Source organism: Streptomyces sp. NPDC056231, assembly GCF_048270745.1.
Taxonomy (GTDB): Bacteria; Actinomycetota; Actinomycetes; order Streptomycetales; family Streptomycetaceae; genus Streptomyces.
In genome coordinates, this window is the sequence record NZ_JBLVKW010000050.1 from 1 (window position 1) to 18,886 (window position 18,886).

Consider the following 18,886-nt stretch of genomic DNA (forward strand, 5'->3'; position numbering starts at 1 on the left):
GCACTCAGTTGATCTCGAATCTCCTGCGTTATGCCCATACCACATCAACGAGCCGCATCGCCGGAAGCAACACGTTGATTCTCTGCGAGCCCTAAGCCCTGCCCATGAACAGCTCCGACACCCGAAACGGCCCGCCAGACAATCCGACGGGCCGTCACGAAAGATCGAGGCCAGAAGAACAACGGAGCCCCACATGGGATGGTGGGGCTCCGTCGGTCATCTCAACTGCCCGTTGGGTTCACCTGACAGGGCTTGTATCTCTGAAACCGTTGCCGCCACTGTGCCCCTGCCGCGCGGCCGCGCCGGACCGGGACCGTACGGGCCAGCGGGTCACCCGGCTGCACGCGGAACTGGGAGGTCAGTTCCCGACCCGTGCCGGCCAGCACCCACTGCCGGTTCACGACCCGGCCACCGACCTCGAACTCGTTCCGCAGGACGGGAAGTTCGAGCATGCGGGTGAACCACTCCGCCGCGCGCTCCGCGAGGAATTCGGGCGTTCCAGAACTCTCGATCGCCGTTTCCGGGTTCCGCTCCAGCGTGTACAGCTGATCACGGAATTCGCCTCCGACGAGACGGGAGCCGGTGAAGAACGCACCCACGGTGAGAATGTGTGCTTCCGGATCGGAATCGGGATCGTAGAGCTCCAGGGTGACCATGAGTTCGGTGCGGTTCTCGAAGACCGCGAAGCTCGCGAACGTGTCGTCGGGATCGCAGGACCACGCGCCGGATTCCGACCGCTCGCGGAGAGCGGCGAGAAAGCGAAGGCCCTCCTCGGTGGCCTCCAACTCCGGATCGGGCTCGAACCAGACGGGGCCGGGGATGTCGTGCTCGTTCATGACGTTGCTGCCTCGCAAGGCCCCGGCAAGGGGCCGTGAATGAAGTGACCTGACAAGCGCTCGGCCGGGCTCTGGTCCGCAATGAGGATGTATCAGGTTATTTCGAGGTTGGCCATCATGCCCATGTCCTCGTGTTCCGCGTTGTGGCAGTGGAAGAGGTAGCGGCCGCGGTAGCCGTCGAAGCGGGTGATGATCTCCGCTGATTCGCCCGGCCGCAGCGAGATGGTGTCCTTCAGTCCGGCGTCGTGCGGCAGGGGCGCGCGCCCGCCGCGGGCCAGCACCCGGAATCCGACCAGGTGGAGGTGGATGGGGTGGTGGACGTCGGCGACGAACCGCCATACCTCTACGGCCCCGAGGCGGGTGCGGATGTCGGTGCGCGCGGGGTCGAAGGCTCGCCCGCCGATGACCCAGCCGCGGCCGTGCTGCATCTGCCCGGCGCGGAAGGCGAAGTCCCGGACCGCGGTTGCCTCAGAGCGCCGCCAGGTGGGCAGGTCGTCGGCGAGGAGTGCGGGGATGTGGGTGTCGTCCCCGGCGCGGCGCGCGACACGGAAGGCCATGACCTCGCGGGTGCGTCCGGTGCCGAGCCGGTTGATCAGGCGCACCCGGCTGCCGGCCGGCAGGCCCGCGAAGTCGACAACCACGTCGTAGCGTTCCGCCGGTGCGATCGGCAGGGTGGTGTGGTTGACGGGGGCGGCGAGCAGGCCCTGGTCGGCGCCGATCTGCACCAGGTCCAGACTGCGACCGTCGTCGGTGACGGCCGCCAGCTCGTAGTGGCGGGCGTTGGAGGCGTTGAGCAGTCGCAGCCGGTAGCGGACGGCGTCGACCTCGTGGATCGGCCAGGGTGCGCCATTGACCAGGATCACGTCGCCGAGCACGCCGGCCGCGTAGCGCGCCCTCACGCCGGGCCGGTCGCGCAGTGCGGGGTCGAGGGAGGGGTAGGTCAGGGAGCCGTCGGAGGCGAACGCCCGGTCGGCGATCATCAGCGGCAGTTCGCGTTCTCCGCGGGGCAGGTCGAGGGCGTCCTCGATGTCGTCGCGGATGATGTGCAGTCCGGCCAGGCCCCGCCAGATCGCCGGGGCGGTGAAGTCCATGCGGTGGTCGTGGTACCAGAGCATGGTGGCGCGTTGGTCCAGCGGGAAGGCGTACTCGCGCGTGGTCCGGCTGGTGACCGCGCGGGGGTCGGGCATCGCGTGTGCGCCGGTGTGGTGCTGGTGGTGCGCTGCGGGGTCGGGCCAGCTGTGCGGGAGGACGAGGTCGGTGGGGTAGCCGTCGGAGGCAGCGGGGGTCCGCCCGCCGTGCAGATGCACCACCGTCGGCACGGGCAGCTCGTTGCGGTGCGCCACGGTGATCGGTCGTCCGCGACGGGACTCGATCATCGGGCCGGGGAAGGTGCCGTTGTACGTCCACAGCCCCGTTCGGATCCCGGGCAGGATCTCCGCGGACACCTGGCGCTGGGTGATCTCGTACCGGTCGGCGCCCCCGGAAGTGCCGGCCGGTTTGAGGACGGGCGGGATCGGCAGCGGCAGGGTGTACGGCTCGGGCAGCGGCGCGGCGCTGCGCAGCTGGTTGCCGGTGCTCGCAGGTCGGTGTGCCATCGTGCCGGACAGTGCCAGCCCGCCCGCCGTGGCCAGCCCCAGCGCGCCACCGAGCCCGAGCACGTGGCGGCGGGTCCACTCCGCGCTGCTCCAGCCATCGTGACGGATCGGTCCCGGTCGCTCAGACATGGGTCTCGTCCCGCCGCGGCTTGCCCGCGTCAGTGGCCCGGTCGGCTACGGCGCGGTTCGGCAGCGGCAGCACCCAGACCGCGGCGGACAGCACGGCCAGCGCGGCGACGATCATCACGCCCAGGGGGATGTGCACCCACAGCAGGCCGGACAACCCCGCCATGTACTGCCCCGTCTCGGCCGCAAGGATCAGCATCGACACGGCTATCGGCCACAGGCGGCGCATCCGCCTCGAGGCCGCGCCGCCGACGGCGGCCTGCAGTAGTCCGAGGGAGAACACGACGTCGGCGCCGCGGGCGTGCCAGTCGAGGCCGCCGATCTCGCCGGTGAGGTAGACGCCCGCGAAGACCGGCTGGCCGAAGGCCGCAACGGTGTGTACTGTCACCGCCGCCCGGAACAGCCGACCGGCAAGACCCGTGGATCGCACGGCTGTTGATGGTCGTTCATATGTGGTGGTCACGCCCTCCACAGTCATTCTCGATACAGCATCATGTCAAAGATCAATACTGCTATCCCGCTATGCGTTCGGTGCTATGAGAGGAGGGTGGCGATGGATCTGCATGCGCTCAAGCAATTCCTCGTGGTCGCACGGCTGGAGCACCTCAGCCGGGCGGCCAGGGAACTGCGTGTCGCTCAGCCGTCGTTGAGCCGCACCATCGGACGGCTGGAGTCCGAACTCGGTGCGCCGCTGTTCGATCGGGCCGGTCGTCTCCGGCTCAACGAGTCGGGGCGGCTCTTCCGGGATCACGTCGAGCGCTCCCTCGGGGAGCTGGAAGCGGGACGCCGTGCTGTGGCGGAGGCGGCTCGCGAGGGCATCGGCGGTGTACGGCTGGCCTCGGAGACGTTCCTGACCATCACCGGCCCTCTGGCCGCCTACAAAGAAGCCCACCCCGATATCGACGTTGAACTCCACCAGATGCAGGCCGCGGACATGCACCGCGCCCTGCGCGCCCGCGAGGTCGACCTGTGCGTCGCCTCCCAGCCGGTCCTGGGCGACGGACTGGACAGCGTCCAGCTGCACGACGAGCCGGTCTGGCTGGCCGCGCCGCCCGGCCACCGGCTTGCCTCCCGCGCCTCCGTCAGTGTCGAGGAGCTGCGCGAGGAGCCGTTTGTGATCCCACGGCCCGGCCACTGGCAGCGCCGCCTGCTCGACCGGCTCTTCGCCGGCCACAATCTGACCCCGCGTATCGTCTGCGAGGGCGACGAGCCGGCCGCCCTCGCCGGCCTGGTCAGCGTCGGCATCGGCCTCACTCTCATCCCGGCCATGGCCCGCGGTGCCGACATCAGCGCACCAGGCGTCTGGGTCGGCATTGACGACCCCACCTGCCGCCGCACCCTCACCCTGCACCAGGCCGCCGACAGCCGACTGTCGACCGCCGCCCGGCTGATGCGCAACACCCTCGCCATGTGGCCCTGGAACACCACAGGCGGCCGGTAAGGGCGATGACGCACCGGCTGCCCCCTCCAGGTGCGGCGGGCCGTCCGGCCCCCGGGTCCGGACGGCACCCCTTATGTGGAGGCGGTGGGTCTTCCGGTGGCTGGGGCGGCGGGCGTCATCCCGTTGTCCGAGGGCGGACTCTTCGGGGCTGCGTACCGCCCCGATGTGCTTGATCCGACCGTCTGCGACCTCAATGCGTGCAGCGCCGCGGTGAAGCCCTCTCGCTGAACCATCAGGTCGGGCCGGCCGTTGACCGGGCCGGCTGATCGGGGCAGTGGTCAGACCTTCTTGACCACGCTGGACTTGAGCTGCATGGGGCCGAAGCCGTCGACCTTGCAATCGATGTCGTGCCCGTCCACCCCGTCGACCAGGCGGATGTTTCGGACCTTGGTGCCCGCCTTGATGCCGGTGGGGCTGCCCTTGACCTTGAGGGTCTTGACGACGGTGACCGTGTCGCCGTCGGCCAGTGCGTTGCCGACCGCGTCCCTGATTGCCTTCTCGCCGGAGCCGGCCGGGCCACTCTCCTCGGTGGTGGCGGACCACTCGTGTCCGCATTCGGGGCAGACGAGGAGGGCGCCCATCTCGTAGGTGTAGGCGCTGGAGCATTCGGGGCACGGGGGGAGGTTCTCGTTCACCCCGCGAGTCTACGGGGGCCCGACCCCCGGATCGCAAGAGCTGTTAATTGCAAAAAAACGCAATTCATTACATGATGGGTTGGCTGTGCCCGTAGGTAGCCGCGGGCACAGCACCATGCGAGACCCCCGACGGGGAGGTGAGGAGAGGCGACGACCGTGCCGGTTCCGCTGTATCAGGCGAAGGCCGAGTTCTTCCGAATGCTGGGGCATCCCGTGCGCATCCAGATCCTGGAGCTGCTCCAGGACGGGCCCTTGGCCGTGCGTGAGCTGCTGGCGCGGATCGAGGTCGAGCCGCCGGCGATGTCGCAGCAGCTGGCTGCCCTGCGGCGCTCGGGGATCGTCACTTCCAGCCGCGAGGGGCCGACAGTCGTCTACACCCTGGCCGGCGGGGACGTGGCGGAGCTGATGCAGGCCGCGCGGCGGATCCTCACCGAGCTGCTGGCCGGGCGAAACGAGCTGCTGGCCGAGCTTCGGGAAGCCGAGGTCATCGCTTCGTGAATGCCGTGCTGTCCGGGATGGCCCGCCGGGTGCGGGAGCTGCTGCCCGTCCGCGCAGACTTCGCCGCCATGGCCCGCAATCCGCGACGCGACCTGCTCGCCGGGCTCACCGTCGCCATCGTCGCCCTGCCACTGGCCCTTGGCTTCGGGGTGTCCTCCGGCCTCGGCGCCGAGGCCGGGCTCGCCACCGCCGTCGTCGCCGGGGCGCTCGCCGCCCTGTTCGGCGGATCGAGCCTCCAGGTCTCCGGCCCGACCGGAGCCATGACGGTCGTCCTGGTGCCCATCGTCGCGCAGCACGGTCCGAGCGGGGTGCTGACCGTCGGACTGCTCGCCGGGCTGATCGTCGTCGGCCTCGCCCTGGCCCGGGTGGGCCGGTACATGGCCTACATCCCGGCCTCGGTGGTGGAGGGCTTCACTCTCGGCATCGCCCTCGTCATCGGCCTCCAGCAGATGCCGAACGCACTGGGCGTGCCCAAGCCCGAGGGCGATCGCGTGCTCGTGGTGACCTGGCGGGCCGTCGAGGAGTTCGTCCGTACGCCGAACTGGACCGCGCCGGCGCTCGCGCTCGGTGTCGCCGCCGTCATGCTGATCGGGGCCCGGCTGCGTCCCACCATCCCGTTCTCGATTGTCGCGGTGATCGTCGCCACGGTCGTCGCGCAGGGCTGCCACCTCGACGCCGTGCCCCCGATCGGCGACCTGCCCGCGGGCCTGCCTGCGCCCTCCCTCGGCTTCCTCGATCTGTCGGCCCTCGGGTCCCTGCTCGCCCCGGCGGTAGCGGTGGCCGCGCTCGCCGCCCTGGAGTCGTTGCTCTCCGCGCAGGTCGCCGACGGCATGACCGTGGGACAGAAGCACGACGCGGACCGGGAGCTGTTCGGGCAGGGGCTGGCGAACCTGGCCGCGCCGCTGTTCGGCGGCGTACCGGCAACCGGCGCCATCGCTCGTACCGCGGTGAACGTGCGTACCGGCGCCTCCTCCCGGCTGGCCGCGCTCACCCACGCCGCCATCCTCGCCGTCATCGTCTTCGCCGCGGCCCCGCTCGTGTCGAAGATCCCCCTTGCCGCGCTCGCGGGCGTACTGCTGGCGACCGCCGTCCGCATGGTGGAGGCCGGGTCGCTGCGCGCGATGGCGAAGGCGACCCGCTCGGATGCGGTCGTGCTCGTGCTCACGGCCGTCGCCACGCTCGCCCTCGACCTCGTCTACGCGGTGATCATCGGTCTCGTCGTCGCCGGCGCTCTCGCGTTGCGGGCCGTGGCCAAGCAGGCCCGCATGCAGCAGGTGGACTTTCGGCCCGACCTGCCCGGCGAACACAGCGACGAGGAACACGCGCTGCTCGCCGAGCACATCGTCGCGTACCGGATCGACGGCCCGTTGTTCTTCGCCGCTGCCCACCGCCTCCTTCTCGAACTCACGGAGGTGGCAGATGTCCGGGTGGTGATCCTGCGGATGTCCCGGGTCATCACGATCGACGCGACCGGCGCGCTCGTTCTCAAGGACGCCGTCGAGAAGCTCAACCGGCGCGGCATCGCCGTCATGACCTCCGGCATACGGCCCGGGCAGCGACAGGTCCTCGACTCCGTCGGCGCCTTCGACCTGCTGCGGTACGAGGGCCGCGAGTACGCCACCACCCCCGAGGCCATCGCCGGAGCCCGCGCCTACCTCCAGGGGGCGGGCGTATTGCCGCGTCCCGCCCAGCAGAGCCACCCCGCCGTTCAGGAGGGCATGAGATGACCACCCCCGCTCCGAACCCCCGCCGCATGGTCGAGCTCTCGGGCGCGGAGGCGCTGTGGCTGCTCGAAGGAGCCGTGCAGGGGCGTCTGGTGTACGTCCAGCGGGAGCAGGCCGTGGTTCGCTCGGCCGTCCACGTCCTGGAGTACGGGCGGCTGATCGTCCGCACTCCCGTACAGGCCGACGTGGTCTCCGGCCGACCTGTCCTGACGTATCAGGCGGACGAGATCCGGCTGCCCGTCGGCACCGGCTGGAGCGTGACCGTCACCGGCCCCGCTGAGCCGGTCACCGACTCCGCAGAGGCGGCACATTATCTGCGGACCCTCTCCGGCTGGGCGTACGGCCCCCATGACACCTTGCTGCGCCTTCGGCCGCAGACGGTGACCGGGTACCGCCTCGGCACCGTGGAGATCCCGTGATCACGCTGCCGGAGGCACTGCCCCACCGTCATGTCCTCACAGTGCCGACGGTTCCCGGCTCGGTCCGTCTGGTGCGGGAGACCGCGGAGATGACGTATGCGTCCTGGGGTGTCGACGCCTGGCACCCCACGATGGGCCCGGCGCTGCTCATCCTGGGCGAGCTGGTCACCAACAGTGTCCGGCACGCCGCCGTGGCCTCCCCGTCTCTCACGGTGACCTTCGCTGCGGGCGAGTACACGCTCGTGTTCGCCGTGCACGACCGCCACCCCTACCACCCGGGTGTTCTCCCCGCGGCGGGCGCAGCGGGCGGGCTGGCCATGGTCGCCGAAGTGACCGCGGAGAGCGGCGGCACCTGTGTACTGCGGCGGGACGCCGACGGCGGCGGCAAGAGCGTGTGGATCACTCTCCCCCTGTGAGTGCGACCCGGTCGATGTGGAGGCTCACGAGCCGCTCGTGCCCGCAGCGAGGGCAGTAGCCGTCGGCGGTGGCGAGGCACTTGAGACGGACGCGGGAGACTTCAGCAGCGCGTTGCCGCCACGCAGGCGGGGACTTCTCACGCAAACCTCCTCTCTGAATTTGCTAGTTGCTAGCATGAGCAATTACCAAGGTCATCACATCGGCGTGAAGGCGTGAGGATGGGGCCATGGTGATGAGATCTGGATGGATGCGGTGCCCGGCTACGGCACGGTGGGGGTGGTGCGGGTGAGTGCGCCCCTGTACCAGTTGAAGGCGGAGTTCTTCAAGACGCTGGGGCACCCGGTGCGTATCCGGGTCCTGGAGCTGCTCAGTGAACGCGAGCACGCGGTCGGCGAGATGCTGCCCGAGGTAGGCGTCGAGCCCGCGCATCTCTCGCAGCAGCTCGCGGTGCTCCGACGGGCCAACCTCGTCGTCACCCGCCGCGAGGGGTCCACGGTCTACTACGCGCTCACCGACCCGCAGGTGGTCGAACTCCTCAAGGTGGCGCGGATGATCCTGTCCGGAGTGCTCGCCGGCCAGGCCGAACTCCTCGCCGACCTTCAGGCGATCACGCCCCGACCGCCCGCCTGACGGCGGGCTGGGAAGGGCGGGTTGCACGAGGGGCCGGCACCGAGAGGGAGCCAGCGATGAAGCACAGCAAGATCGGCAGCCTGATGGTGAACGATGTCGTCTCGGTGATTCCGCAGACCCCGTTCAAGGAAGTCGCCAAGCTGTTCGCGGTGCACCGGATCAGCGGTTTGCCGGTGGTCGACACCGACGACAAGGTCCTCGGCGTGATCTCCGAGAGCGACCTCGTACTCCGGCAGGCGGGCGTTTCGCCCGAGTCGGAATCCCTCCGCAGCGCGCGGCCGGCCTGGCGGTCACCGCCAGGCGGCGGTGACCGCACCGAAAGCACGGCAGATACCGAGGCGCAGGCCTTGAGTGCCCGAGAACTGATGTCGCACCCCGCGATCACCGTCCAGACCCATGACACCGTCGCCGTGGCCGCCCGCATCATGGCCCAGCACCGCGTCGAGCGACTGCCCGTGGTCGATGCGGAAGGCCGCCTGGTGGGTATCGTGACCCGCCGCGACCTGCTTCAGGTCTTCCTGCGGCCGGACCCTGACATCCGTCGGGAGATCGTCGACGAGATCCTGGCCCAGACGCTGTGGCTGTCCCCAGGCGCGGTTCAGGTGCATGTGATCGACGGTGTGGTCACCCTCGAAGGACAGCTTGAGCGGTTCAGCGACAGCCAGGTCGCGGTCCGGCTGGCCCAACAGGTGGACGGCGTGGTCTCCGTCATCGACAAGCTGACCTACCGCTACGACGACTCCCGCTCGCGGCCTGTCCGGCAGACGCCACCGTCCGTCATGGAAGACGGCGGACACGGCGGGACCCCCTGGGAGAGGTCACTGTGATCACGGAGTGTGGTCTCCTCGGGGCGCTGCCCGCGGACTGGAGAAGTCGACTCAGGCCGCTCGCCCATGAGTCCTGCGCGACAGGCGAGCGCATCTTTCAACGAGGGCGGCAAGGCCGACCGCTTCCGGATCATCGAAACGGGCACGGTCGCCCTACGGGCTGACGGGCGGCAGCTGTGCGTGGCCGATCACTGATCGGCCGGGATGATGCGGCGGCCGGTGAGGCGCGTGGGCTCGATCGACACCCACATCTCGCGTTCGCCGCCCGGCCATGGCTTGGTGTGGGCGCACTCGGCCAGCCGTCGCACGGCGTCGGCCTCCGTGACAACCCGTGCGGGGCCGACGACGAGCACGCTCCAGCCCTGGCTCATGGCCTCGTCCACATGGTCGACTTCGAAAGCGACGTCCGTTCCCACGGCCGCCGCAGGCACTGCGTCAGGTGCGGTCCGGAAGGCGATCGCGTCATCGATGACCTCGTAGTTGACCGGGACGACCGCCGGGCCATCGGGGGTCGACACCGCAACGCGCCCCACACCGTGCGTGGAAAGCCGGGCACGGCATTCGTCTGGGCCGAGGTCCAGCAGCTGCGGGTGCAGGAGTGCCTGGCCCCGGCCGGGCGGCTGATCGATGCCGCCCCCGCGCAGGGCTGCGACGCTGGTACCCAGTGCGGCGGCCACTCTGATGAGACTCGCCAGGCTCGGATCAGCCGGGTGTTCCTCGAGGTACGCGAGGTAGTCCGGTGCCATTCGGGCGCGACGGGCCGTTTCTGCCCGGGTCAGGCCTTGCCGCTTGCGTTCGACAGCCACGCGTCGGCCGATGTCGCCAGGGTTGGGTTCCCGGGCGAGCCGGGGCGCGCCGGACACGGGGCCCGCCTCATCCACGGTGGGCGGCAGGGAAGAATCGTGGGTGCTCACGGGCCCGTGCTCGACGTGACGGATATGCGCGTCGGGCCCGGGGAACACGAGCGTCACTTCGTCCGTGTCCGACCAGTGCACGTCGTAGGGGGGTGTTCCATCCGCATGGTGGAGTCCGACGATCTCGCCGTCGCGCCTGGTGGCGCCGGTCGTCGGACTTTCGATGACGAGTCGATCGCCGGGGTGAGCTCGCATGATCGCCACCAGTTCCTCACAATGTCGCTGTACCCAACGTGCCACGCGCGACATACCGGCGCATGGGGTGAGTACCCCGGATCCGGGGCCGGGCGGATCGGCCCCCTGACATGCGTCATGGATCGGGCCTCGGCGCACTTCGTGCCCATGCGACGGTGTCGTGAATCGACTGGGCTGTTGAGTGCGCCATGGCCGCGCTACTGGCATCGGCGCCGTACGCGCGCATCCACGCTGTGCGGGCCTGTCGACCGCAACGGCCGGGAGTTGCGCCGGGCCGGGCAGTAGTCGGACCTCTCATCAGCGTCTCCGACGGCACCCTGGGGCCCGGTGGCACCCCCAGGTCATCTATTCGACAGGGGGGACACGGTCATGCCGGGCCCGGACGGTCAGCGGCCCTCTTGCGCGACCACGAAGAACCTGGCGGGGGACGGGTGCGCCGTTCCAGTGGGTCAGCGGGACGTCCCAGTTCCTCCCGGAACTCATGGGGACAGCATCAAGGCACCCCGCGCCGGAAACGTTCCGAGTGCGGATGGTCACGCTCCGGCAGGGCGGTCCGGCGCACCCCTGGTTCAACCCGTAGGAGGTTCCCATGAATCGACGCACTGTACAGCGTGGCCTGCTGGCTGCCGTGGCAACGCTCGCCCTGTTTCCTACGGCGGCCGTGGCGGCCGACGGCATTCCTCGGACCCCCGTACAGTCCGCGCCGTCCCTGCGGGCCTCGGCGCCCGCCCGGTACTCCGTGCCGCCGCAGTCCTCGACCTCCAGCCACCGGCACACGGCGAATCCGAACGGGCACTCGAGCCGCACCGCCGCCGTCAAGGGCCGCCTGGTGACTCACCGCCTGCCCCTCAACGTTCGCTCGGGCCCGGGCACCAACTACCGGGTCATCGGCAAGGCGCGGCACGGCAGCACGGTGACTCTCGCCTGCAAGAAGCGCGGGATCAACGTCCTGGGCAACAACCGCTGGTACAAGCTTGCCGACCACAAGGGCTACGTCTCCGCCCACTACGTCCGCAATCGCGGCACCGTTCCCTGGTGCTGAGCAGGTAGGACCGGCCCGCTCCACAGACTCTGCGGGGCGGGCCCCCGGGCCCCGAGTAAGGAATCGCCATGTTTCTTTCCCTCCAAGGCAATCCGAGTCGCAGGACCCTGCTCGGGCTCGGCACCGGCGCCGTCCTGGCGGTCGTGAACCCGGTCCCGTCGGCCTGGGCGCAACAAGGCGAGAGATCGTCCGGTCCGTCCTCGTCGGAGTGGACCTCACTGGCTGCAGCCGGCAAACCCTGGATCCGCAACGGTCGACTGCGCCACGCCACCGCACTGCAGTCCTTCGCTTTCGACGAGCGGCAGGGGCACGTCTACGCGCTCCAGGTCGTGCCGGGTGGCATCCAACTGCCGGGCGAGAAGCGCGCATACCGTCATGCGGAGCGAGCGGCGCGTGGTGATCTCTGCGTCAACCGGCTCACGATGGCCGGTGTTCTCACCGGCTACATGTATCTCAAGGGCTTCGGTCACGGCGTCGCACTCGGCGTCGAAGGTGCATGGCGCGGCTCCGGCGGACTATGGACGGAGTGGGACGCCAATCCCGCCTCCGGCTACGGTCGCGGCATCTGTCGTTTCCGCTTCGCGGACGGCCGCGTACTGACCCGCGACAGCCGAGGGCTTGCCACCTACCGGCCTGTCCCCGGCTCGACAAGCAACTACGTGACCGTGGATCAGGCCAACCGGAGACTGCTTCTGCGGTACAAGCTACGGGGCGTGCCACGCCTTGCAGTGCACAACTTCGACCGGTTCGCCGCCGGGGACTTCCGCCCTCTTGCCGGCTTCCTTCAGCCCGGCGCCGGCATGGGCCTGCCCTTCCAGGGCATGACCTTGCACGGCGACTACATGTACCAGATGCTCGGTACCGGGTATGGCCCGGCGAATCCTCGGTCCTCTGGCGGAAACACTCGTCTGTTCCGTGTCGATTGGCGAACCGGCCGAGTCGTGCAGTCGCTCGACCGTACGGCTCCCCAGCTGTACCCGCGTGAGCCCGAGGGACTGGCCGTACTTCGCGAAGGCGGGCCTTGGCTGTGCTCGGGTTTCACTCAGGGGCGGTCTGGAGACCGCGAGTTTTCCATCTACTACAAGGCGATTGTCTGACGAATTTATGAACCTGTGCCGATAAATCCATGGCCCAGTCTCGGATCCTCTGTGTATTGGTGGTCTCTTTTCGCGGGTATGCATTGCGCAGTCCGGGATGAGTTGGCGGTCTCGACCAGCGCGGGAGTCTCGCGACGGCGACGTCCCAAACACGGCATGGAGGAAATAGGATGGCTCGTTGGCAGCCCTTGCCCGACTCGCTCAGTCCTGATTCCCGCCTTCTGGTGGAGAATTTGCGCATCATTAAACAGCGGAGTGGGCTGAGTCTGGCGGGATTGGCTGCGCGCACGGCCCACAGTAAATCTGCCTGGCATCGCTACCTCAATGGTGATCAGTTCCCGCCGCGTACGGCGATCGAGTCGCTCGGGCCGTTCGCAGGGGTGGACGTGCCCTGTCTCCTCACCTTGTGGGAAGCGGCGTCCCGGGCCGATGCCGAACTTCGATCGACCGAGCCGACGCCGTCCCCCGTGCCCCAGGCGAAGACCCCCTCGGGCCGCAACCGGCGACTGGAGCAGGTCGTCATCGTGCTGGCTGCCACGGTCGCCGTACTGGTACCCGCTGCCTGTGCTCTGTACCTGCCCACTCCGGCGACCGGCCGCCCTCTGCGGGAGTCGCCCGCGTCGTGCCGGGGTGAGACCTGCCAGGGGCACTACGCCAGCCGCTCCGGCTGCGAACAGGACGCGCGGACCGAGAGCACCGTCACCCACGCCGCCTTTGCCGTGAGGCTGCGCTACAGCGCCTCCTGTGCCGCAGTATGGGCAGAGGTACGCACGCAGGACGACGGTGCTCGCAAGGTCTCGATCAAAACAGGACCGAACGAATTGCTCGCCTCCTACTCCGGAAAAGCGACCACCGGGGGCAGCAGTCCCATGCTGGCCGCATCGCACCCGCGTCCCGCGGAGGCGTGCGCGGAAGTGGCGGGCAGGATGGCGTGCGCCGGGCTGTTGTGAGTGAGCCTCCAGGCTCTCGAACTGGCACGCGCCATCGAGTCGCCGTACGACGAAATGCTCGCCCTCGAAGGACTCGACCAGAGCCTGTGCGGTCAGGGCGCGGAGGGCAGCGGCACCGACCGCCTGTCGCTCGCATTCCCGATCGCCCGACGACTCGACGTACCCGATGCGGACCGCAATCAGGCGCGCCACGGGACGAGGCCGGGCCTGAAGAACTCATTCTGAAGCCGCCGCTCCCGGGGAACGGCTCAGTCAGGGAGCTGCTGCAAGGTCCAGCCGTTGCCGTCCGGGTCGGTGAACGCCGCGTAGGAGACGGTCGGCTTGCCCGGCGCGCTCATGTCCTGCACCTCGGCTACCTCGACTCCGTGCCCGACCAATTCGGCCCGGGCGGCGTGGATGTCGTCAACGACGAGGTGCAGGCCCTGGACCGAGCCCGGGGGAGTGCCGACGGTGCCAACGCCGATGGCGATCGAGCAGGCCGACCCCGGCGGCGTCAGCTGGACGACGCGGAACGCCTCGTTCGGGCTGAAGTCGAGGTCGACCTTGAAGCCGAGCCGATCGGCGTAGAAGGCCTTGGCGCGGTCGACGTCAGCGACGGGGAGCGGGATCAGTTCGAGGCGGTAGTCCACGGCGGCGGTTCCCTTCGAGAGGCTTGGTGGTCAGTCTTCACCGAGACGTCGAGTGGCAGGCTGGAATCGACAGTTGCGAACGTATTTCCGAATGCCGTGAAGTTTCCCTGATCGGCGGAACGGCCCGCAACCGCGAAGACGATGCTCAACGCTTGCCCCCGCCCCGGGATGACTGGCACGTCCGCTTCTGAGGGGGCCGGGTCACGGCAAGGTGACCCGGCCACCGACCAGGGCGTGTTTCGAAAGTCCCGCCTGCCGGGCGGCCGGACGACGCTACCTTCGGAACACGCCCTAGTACCGTACGCCGACACCAGGGGCAGGTCCGCCGCCGCCGTCGCACCGGGGCAGCGCGGTCGAGGCGAGGAAGTCGTCAAGCATGGTGACCTGTACCTCCTCGGGGAATCGGCCAGGGTCGAAGAGGGCCTGTACGACGAGTCCGTGGGTGAAGGCGACGGCGGTGGCCGCGAGTTGTTCCGGGTCGGTGGCGGCGGGGAGCTCGCCAATATCGCGTGCGGCTTCGAGGTGTGGCCGGATCGTCGAGCGCAGCCGGGTGTAGCGGTCGGCCTGTTCCGTGGTCAGCCCGTCGTCGGCGAGGGAGAGGTCCCAGGAGCTGACCCAGATGCGGTTGCGGGCGGTGTCGCCCGGTGTCAGCGGGAGGATGTCCAGGAGCAGGGCGCGCACGGTGGCGAGGCCGGCGGCGGGACGCGCGCGGCGCGGCCTCTCCGCGGTGCGCTTCTCCAGCAGGTCCAAGGCGTGCGTGATCAGGGCGCGTTTGGTCGGGAAGTAGTGCATAAGCATCCCGGTCGAGACCCCCATCGCAGTGGCGACGCTACGCAGGGTCAGCTCGCCGAACCCCTTGTCGGCGAGTACGCGCCACACCGCCTCGGATACATCTCTGCGGCGGGCTTCACGGTCTCCGGGTGCGGGCGGCATGCTGCTAGTTTACGTACCGAACGCTTGTTACGCACCCTGAGAGCGAGGCTCCCATGTTCACCCTGCCGCTCGGCGACCATGCACAACTCCGCCCCCTGGAGCCCTGGCAGGCACAGGAGTTCCTTGACCACATCGACCGCGCCCGGGCCTCCGTGGACCCGTGGATACCCTGGGCGACGTTCAGCACCGACCTCGATTCGGCCACGGCTACCCTCCAGCGCTACGCCGACCGTCTGGCCCACGACACCGGCCGGATCTACGGGATCTGGCTGGAAGGCACGCTGGTCGGCGGCGTCATGTTCACCCGCTTCGACAGCGCCTCCGGGGTGTGCGAAATCGGCTGCTGGCTCGAGCAGGCCGGGGAGGGGCGAGGCCTGGTGACCCGGGCCTGCCGGGTGTTGATCGACTGGGCCTTCCAGGAACGCGGGATGACCCGCGTCGAATGGTGGGCCGCGGCGCGCAACACCCGCAGCGTCGCCGCCGCGCGCCGGCTGGGCATGACCCGCGACGGCGTGCTGCGCCAGCATTCCTCGTACCGAGGTGTGCGGCACGACATCGAAGTCTGGTCGGTCCTTTCCGAGGAATGGCCGGACCTCGGGGAAGTATCCGGGTCTGGCGTCCAGGCCGAGCTCGACCGGCTGATGCGCGTGTTCGTCGGCGCCTTCACCAACACCAACGACAGCCGGCCGGACCTCGGGGTCATCCGCGACGTATTCATTCCGCAGGGGAGGATCATCGCGAACGTCGGGGACGAACCCGTGATCTACGACCTCGACGCGTTCATCGAGCCCCGGCAGAAGATGCTCACGGACGGGACGCTGACGGAGTTCTCTGAATGGGAGGTCGCCGAGCGGACCGAGATCTTCGGATCGATCGCGCATCGGTTCAGCGAATACCGTAAGTCCGGCTACCGTCACGGTGAGTGGTTCGAGGGCTCCGGCCACAAGACCACTCAGTTCGTCCGGACCCCGTCAGGGTGGAGGATGTCCTCTTTGGCCTGGGACGACGCGCCCGCCACCACCACGAGATGACTACGCGGATCCCGGCGGGACCGAGGACCGAGCTTCAGCGGAGCTTCCAGGTTCAGTTTCGGCTTCCGCCTCGAAACGGTCGGGAGGAGCAGGAGGGGCCGCGGCCGGATGTCTCTGGTGTCGCGTCTCCGAGTCCGAGCTGATTGCGTAGTACGGCACGTCCCGCGTGGTGAAGGCGACGATGCGTGGTCAGGCTTGGCGAGGGTGAGGGCGCCGCCGCGCCTGTGGGGCCGTCCGCCCTTCGGCCCGGAGCGGGCGGGACCCGGGTCGCGGAGCATGACGCGGTCCGAGCGCAGGCGTCCGACCAGCACGATGGGCAGGTCCGCCAGGGCGTGGGAGAGGCAGGCGACGTCGTAGCCGCGCAAGCCCGCTGCGTCACAGCCGACGCGAGAGGCGCCAGAAGCAGATGAGCGCTGCGGCAATGCCGACGAAGGCACTTGTAACAGAGCCCGCGCATCCCCCAGCACATAGCGACACCACATACCCCGACCCGCATCTGTGGCTGACCATCCCATGGGGAGGCCTCCCGCACCGCCCTACCGTGGCGGGCCTGGACCACCGAGCCCAACCCGGACGGGAGAGCCGCGATGCGCAGAGCAACGAGCACCCTGCTCGGCCTGCTTCTCACACTGTTGAGTTTAGGAGCAGCCACCACACCGGCCCACGCGGCCCCACCCGGCTACCTCACTCTCGAGGCCACCTACACCACCGTCGCCAACGGCTGGGACCGCGTCGACCGCTACCTCGACACCACCAGCGGTTTCCGCTCCGAGCAGTACCCCACGGACGGCCGTGGCGACCAGGACGGTCAGCGACGCACCTTCTTCGGCGGCGTCAAGCAGCCCTACTCCGGCCGATTCCTCCTCTACTCCGCCCCCGGCTGGAACAGCGGCAGTCACCCGACCCCCGTCCTCCTCGTCCACGGCGCCAACGACAACGCCGACCGCGCCTGGGCCAACCCCGGCGAAGCCGGTGGCTACGGCTGCGGCACCATGTCCTGCCCCAACACTGGACTCATGCAGTACCTCGCCGCCCGCGGGTACCGCGTCTTCGCCGTCAACTTCGCCCACAAGCAGGGCGACAATCTGATGCAGGCCCAGCAGGTCGGCGACGCCATCGCCGTCATCAAGGACCGGCTCGGCGTCAGCCAGGTAGACCTCGTCGGCTGGAGCAAGGGGGAGATGTCCACCCGAGCCTACGTCTCCTCACTGCGCCCCAGCTGGGGACGTCCCTACGCCGGAGATGTACGGCGCCTCATCACCCTCGGCGGCCCCAACGGCGGCTACGACTACCCCTACGCCCACGGCTGGGCCCACGACTTCAGCATCTGGCCTCAATGTGGCGGCAGCGTCAACGCCCCCTCGCCCCACCTCTACATGACCTGTTACGGCACCTACACCGCCCACCCTGAATTCGCCTTCGCCCCCACCAACGGCTACGACGTCTATCCGGGACAGCGCCAGATGCTCGCCCGTTGGGACGCCACCTACGGCATCGACATGACCCAACAGGACTGGTACACCACCTACCACGGTGGCCAGGGATTCTATACCTCCGGCAGCGGTATCCAGACCGCCATCGACGCCGGCTCCCTGATCACTCCCCTCCACAAGGCAGGCATCCCCGGCACCGTCGCCACCTACCTCCTCGCCGGCGGATCCCCCAATGTCCTCGGCATCTACAACGAGAACCGCGGCCCCAGCGACGGCGTGGTCTTCGTCAGCAGTGCCCTCGACCGCACCGGCATCGCCAACGTCGCCGGCACCGCACTCATCGCCACCGCCAACCACCTCCAACTCGGCTGGCACTCCTCCGCCTGCGCCCAGATCGCCGCCTGGCTCGGCTGACCCTGCCACTCCCAAGGACGGACCATGACCCCGCCTGCACTTCTCCCCGGTATCCACGCTCGACGCATCACCACCCCCCGGCTCACCCTCAACCTCCTCGAACTCCCCGACCGGACCGGCGAACCCGTCCTCTTCGTCCACGGCAACGTCTCCGCCGCCACCTTCTGGCAGCAGACCATGCTCGACCTGCCCCACTCCTACCGCCCCCTCGCCGTCGACCTCCGCGGATTCGGCGATACCGACCCCCTCCCTGTTGACGCCACTCACGGCCTCCGGGACTACAGCGACGACCTCACTGCCCTACGTGACACCCTCGCCCTCGACCGCGTCCACCTCGTCGGCTGGAGCATGGGCGGTGGCATCGTTCTCCAACACCTCCGCGATCACCCCACTGCCGTTCGCAGCCTCACCCTCGTCAACCCCGTCTCCCCCTACGGTTTCGGCGGCACCCACGGCCCCAACGGCCGGCTCAACTACCCCGATGGCGCCGGCTCCGGCGCAGGCACCGTCAACCCCGAATTCGTCCAGCGCCTCACCGAAGGCGACCGCAGCGAGGACTCACCACTGTCCCCCCGCGCTGTCCTTGCCTCCAGCTACGTCAAACCGCCGCTCCGACCCGCGCTCGAAGACGCCTTCGTCGACGCCATGCTCTCCACCCGCACCGGAGACGACCACTACCCCGGCGACACCCGTCCCAGCGACCACTGGCCCGGCACCGCCCCCGGCCCCCGAGGTGTCCTCAACGCCATGGCTCCCACTCACTTCCGTATTGACGACCTGCACCGGATCGACCCCAAACCGCCCATCGGCTGGATCCGCGGCACCGACGACGTCATCATCTCCGACACCTCGCTCTTCGACCTCGCCCACCTCGGTGCACTCGGCGCCGTCCCCGGCTGGCCCGGCACCTACCACTGCCCTGCCCAACCCATGCTCGCCCAGACCCGCCACGCACTCGATCACTACGCCGCGACGGGCGGACTGGTCCGCGAAACCGCCGTCCCCGACGCCGGCCACGCCGTCCACATCGACAAACCCAAGGAGTTCACCGCCGCCCTCCTCGACACCCTCACCGCGGGCCGGTGAAGCAGCCGGGCCGT

The 18,886-nt window shown here is 69.2% G+C and carries 22 protein-coding genes; 14 read left to right on the forward strand and 8 right to left on the reverse strand.

The annotated features are described in order from the left end of the window. Positions 1–221 precede the first annotated feature (221 nt). The 3 genes from ACNPQM_RS29770 to ACNPQM_RS29780 all read right to left on the reverse strand — a co-directional run bounded on the left by ACNPQM_RS29770 (position 222) and on the right by ACNPQM_RS29780 (position 2,945). On the reverse strand, positions 222–836 hold the full coding sequence (locus ACNPQM_RS29770; RefSeq protein ID WP_418086387.1) for a hypothetical protein: 615 nt from the start codon (positions 834–836) through the stop codon (positions 222–224). Between the two features lie 92 nt (positions 837–928). Beyond that, positions 929–2,560 (reverse strand): multicopper oxidase family protein, encoded by a 1,632-nt coding sequence (locus tag ACNPQM_RS29775; RefSeq protein ID WP_418086388.1) that lies wholly within the window; start codon positions 2,558–2,560, stop codon positions 929–931. Then, positions 2,553–2,945 carry a hypothetical protein gene (locus tag ACNPQM_RS29780; protein WP_358861290.1) on the reverse strand — a complete coding sequence of 131 codons (393 nt, stop codon included), beginning with the start codon at positions 2,943–2,945 and terminating at the stop codon, positions 2,553–2,555. Before ACNPQM_RS29780 ends, ACNPQM_RS29775 begins: the two co-directional genes overlap by 8 nt. A 165-nt stretch (positions 2,946–3,110) precedes the next feature. Between ACNPQM_RS29780 and ACNPQM_RS29785 the strand changes: the two genes are divergently transcribed. Continuing rightward, a complete protein-coding gene (locus tag ACNPQM_RS29785) occupies positions 3,111–3,998 on the forward strand; it encodes a LysR family transcriptional regulator (protein WP_418086389.1) in 888 nt (295 codons plus the stop codon). Between the two features lie 278 nt (positions 3,999–4,276). Here the strand turns inward: ACNPQM_RS29785 and ACNPQM_RS29790 are convergent, their stop codons facing one another. Further along, on the reverse strand, positions 4,277–4,633 hold the full coding sequence (locus ACNPQM_RS29790; RefSeq protein ID WP_358861292.1) for a zinc ribbon domain-containing protein YjdM: 357 nt from the start codon (positions 4,631–4,633) through the stop codon (positions 4,277–4,279). Between the two features lie 156 nt (positions 4,634–4,789). Between ACNPQM_RS29790 and ACNPQM_RS29795 the strand changes: the two genes are divergently transcribed. From ACNPQM_RS29795 to ACNPQM_RS29820, 6 genes are all read left to right on the forward strand, one after another. Next, entirely contained in the window at positions 4,790–5,131 is a 342-nt protein-coding gene (locus tag ACNPQM_RS29795) for an ArsR/SmtB family transcription factor (protein ID WP_418086390.1), read from the forward strand. Between the two features lie 17 nt (positions 5,132–5,148). After that, complete coding sequence (locus tag ACNPQM_RS29800; RefSeq protein ID WP_358861312.1) at positions 5,149–6,858, forward strand: SulP family inorganic anion transporter; 1,710 nt, start codon at positions 5,149–5,151, stop codon at positions 6,856–6,858. Beyond that, positions 6,855–7,274 carry a pyridoxamine 5'-phosphate oxidase family protein gene (locus ACNPQM_RS29805; RefSeq protein WP_418086391.1) on the forward strand — a complete coding sequence of 140 codons (420 nt, stop codon included), beginning with the start codon at positions 6,855–6,857 and terminating at the stop codon, positions 7,272–7,274. Before ACNPQM_RS29800 ends, ACNPQM_RS29805 begins: the two co-directional genes overlap by 4 nt. After that, positions 7,271–7,690: an ATP-binding protein gene (locus ACNPQM_RS29810; RefSeq protein WP_358861295.1), complete on the forward strand. Its 420-nt coding sequence runs from the start codon at positions 7,271–7,273 to the stop codon at positions 7,688–7,690. The genes ACNPQM_RS29805 and ACNPQM_RS29810 overlap by 4 nt, the downstream gene beginning before the upstream one ends. 286 nt (positions 7,691–7,976) lie before the next feature. Then, positions 7,977–8,321: an ArsR/SmtB family transcription factor gene (locus tag ACNPQM_RS29815; RefSeq protein ID WP_358861313.1), complete on the forward strand. Its 345-nt coding sequence runs from the start codon at positions 7,977–7,979 to the stop codon at positions 8,319–8,321. 56 nt (positions 8,322–8,377) lie between these two features. Further along, on the forward strand, positions 8,378–9,148 hold the full coding sequence (locus ACNPQM_RS29820; protein WP_418086392.1) for a CBS domain-containing protein: 771 nt from the start codon (positions 8,378–8,380) through the stop codon (positions 9,146–9,148). Positions 9,149–9,336: 188 nt separating this feature from the next. On the opposite strand, the gene ACNPQM_RS29825 is transcribed toward ACNPQM_RS29820, so the two are convergent. Next, entirely contained in the window at positions 9,337–10,257 is a 921-nt protein-coding gene (locus ACNPQM_RS29825) for a DUF1918 domain-containing protein (protein WP_418086393.1), read from the reverse strand. A 589-nt stretch (positions 10,258–10,846) separates the two neighbouring features. Here ACNPQM_RS29825 and ACNPQM_RS29830 point away from each other — a divergent pair. The 4 genes from ACNPQM_RS29830 to ACNPQM_RS29845 all read left to right on the forward strand — a co-directional run bounded on the left by ACNPQM_RS29830 (position 10,847) and on the right by ACNPQM_RS29845 (position 13,571). Continuing rightward, on the forward strand, positions 10,847–11,299 hold the full coding sequence (locus tag ACNPQM_RS29830) for an SH3 domain-containing protein (RefSeq protein WP_418086394.1): 453 nt from the start codon (positions 10,847–10,849) through the stop codon (positions 11,297–11,299). A gap of 68 nt (positions 11,300–11,367) precedes the next feature. Further along, positions 11,368–12,396, forward strand: a complete 1,029-nt coding sequence (locus ACNPQM_RS29835) for a teichoic acid biosynthesis protein C (RefSeq protein WP_418086395.1) — start codon at positions 11,368–11,370, stop codon at positions 12,394–12,396. 170 nt (positions 12,397–12,566) lie between these two features. After that, the gene (locus ACNPQM_RS29840; RefSeq protein WP_418086396.1) at positions 12,567–13,346 is read left to right on the forward strand and encodes a DUF2690 domain-containing protein; all 780 of its coding nucleotides are present in this window, start codon (positions 12,567–12,569) and stop codon (positions 13,344–13,346) included. After that, entirely contained in the window at positions 13,347–13,571 is a 225-nt protein-coding gene (locus ACNPQM_RS29845) for a hypothetical protein (RefSeq protein WP_418086397.1), read from the forward strand. 23 nt (positions 13,572–13,594) lie between these two features. Here the strand turns inward: ACNPQM_RS29845 and ACNPQM_RS29850 are convergent, their stop codons facing one another. Beyond that, a complete protein-coding gene (locus tag ACNPQM_RS29850; protein ID WP_358861302.1) occupies positions 13,595–13,975 on the reverse strand; it encodes a VOC family protein in 381 nt (126 codons plus the stop codon). Between the two features lie 291 nt (positions 13,976–14,266). Next, positions 14,267–14,908: a TetR/AcrR family transcriptional regulator gene (locus tag ACNPQM_RS29855; RefSeq protein WP_418086398.1), complete on the reverse strand. Its 642-nt coding sequence runs from the start codon at positions 14,906–14,908 to the stop codon at positions 14,267–14,269. A 53-nt stretch (positions 14,909–14,961) separates the two neighbouring features. Between ACNPQM_RS29855 and ACNPQM_RS29860 the strand changes: the two genes are divergently transcribed. Next, on the forward strand, positions 14,962–15,939 hold the full coding sequence (locus ACNPQM_RS29860; protein ID WP_418086399.1) for a GNAT family N-acetyltransferase: 978 nt from the start codon (positions 14,962–14,964) through the stop codon (positions 15,937–15,939). Here ACNPQM_RS29860 and ACNPQM_RS29865 read toward each other — a convergent pair. Continuing rightward, positions 15,861–16,454 (reverse strand): transposase, encoded by a 594-nt coding sequence (locus ACNPQM_RS29865; protein ID WP_418086400.1) that lies wholly within the window; start codon positions 16,452–16,454, stop codon positions 15,861–15,863. The genes ACNPQM_RS29860 and ACNPQM_RS29865 overlap by 79 nt on opposite strands. A gap of 72 nt (positions 16,455–16,526) precedes the next feature. Here ACNPQM_RS29865 and ACNPQM_RS29870 point away from each other — a divergent pair, with 72 nt between their 5' ends. Together ACNPQM_RS29870 and ACNPQM_RS29875 are read left to right on the forward strand one after the other, a co-directional pair. Beyond that, on the forward strand, positions 16,527–17,786 hold the full coding sequence (locus ACNPQM_RS29870; RefSeq protein ID WP_418086401.1) for an esterase/lipase family protein: 1,260 nt from the start codon (positions 16,527–16,529) through the stop codon (positions 17,784–17,786). Between the two features lie 24 nt (positions 17,787–17,810). Continuing rightward, complete coding sequence (locus tag ACNPQM_RS29875; RefSeq protein ID WP_358861306.1) at positions 17,811–18,872, forward strand: alpha/beta hydrolase; 1,062 nt, start codon at positions 17,811–17,813, stop codon at positions 18,870–18,872. Positions 18,873–18,886: the final 14 nt, after the last annotated feature.

Coding starts and splice junctions, on each gene's coding strand:
- ACNPQM_RS29800 (WP_358861312.1), top strand. CDS start 5,149: ATGGCCCGCCGGGTGCGGGAGCTGCTGCCCGTCCGCGCAGACTTCGCC.
- ACNPQM_RS29775 (WP_418086388.1), bottom strand. CDS start 2,560: ATGTCTGAGCGACCGGGACCGATCCGTCACGATGGCTGGAGCAGCGCG.
- ACNPQM_RS29835 (WP_418086395.1), top strand. CDS start 11,368: ATGTTTCTTTCCCTCCAAGGCAATCCGAGTCGCAGGACCCTGCTCGGG.
- ACNPQM_RS29830 (WP_418086394.1), top strand. CDS start 10,847: ATGAATCGACGCACTGTACAGCGTGGCCTGCTGGCTGCCGTGGCAACG.
- ACNPQM_RS29875 (WP_358861306.1), top strand. CDS start 17,811: ATGACCCCGCCTGCACTTCTCCCCGGTATCCACGCTCGACGCATCACC.
- ACNPQM_RS29825 (WP_418086393.1), bottom strand. CDS start 10,257: ATGCGAGCTCACCCCGGCGATCGACTCGTCATCGAAAGTCCGACGACC.
- ACNPQM_RS29855 (WP_418086398.1), bottom strand. CDS start 14,908: ATGCCGCCCGCACCCGGAGACCGTGAAGCCCGCCGCAGAGATGTATCC.
- ACNPQM_RS29840 (WP_418086396.1), top strand. CDS start 12,567: ATGGCTCGTTGGCAGCCCTTGCCCGACTCGCTCAGTCCTGATTCCCGC.
- ACNPQM_RS29820 (WP_418086392.1), top strand. CDS start 8,378: ATGAAGCACAGCAAGATCGGCAGCCTGATGGTGAACGATGTCGTCTCG.
- ACNPQM_RS29865 (WP_418086400.1), bottom strand. CDS start 16,454: ATGGGATGGTCAGCCACAGATGCGGGTCGGGGTATGTGGTGTCGCTAT.
- ACNPQM_RS29860 (WP_418086399.1), top strand. CDS start 14,962: ATGTTCACCCTGCCGCTCGGCGACCATGCACAACTCCGCCCCCTGGAG.
- ACNPQM_RS29770 (WP_418086387.1), bottom strand. CDS start 836: ATGAACGAGCACGACATCCCCGGCCCCGTCTGGTTCGAGCCCGATCCG.
- ACNPQM_RS29805 (WP_418086391.1), top strand. CDS start 6,855: ATGACCACCCCCGCTCCGAACCCCCGCCGCATGGTCGAGCTCTCGGGC.
- ACNPQM_RS29870 (WP_418086401.1), top strand. CDS start 16,527: ATGCGCAGAGCAACGAGCACCCTGCTCGGCCTGCTTCTCACACTGTTG.
- ACNPQM_RS29785 (WP_418086389.1), top strand. CDS start 3,111: ATGGATCTGCATGCGCTCAAGCAATTCCTCGTGGTCGCACGGCTGGAG.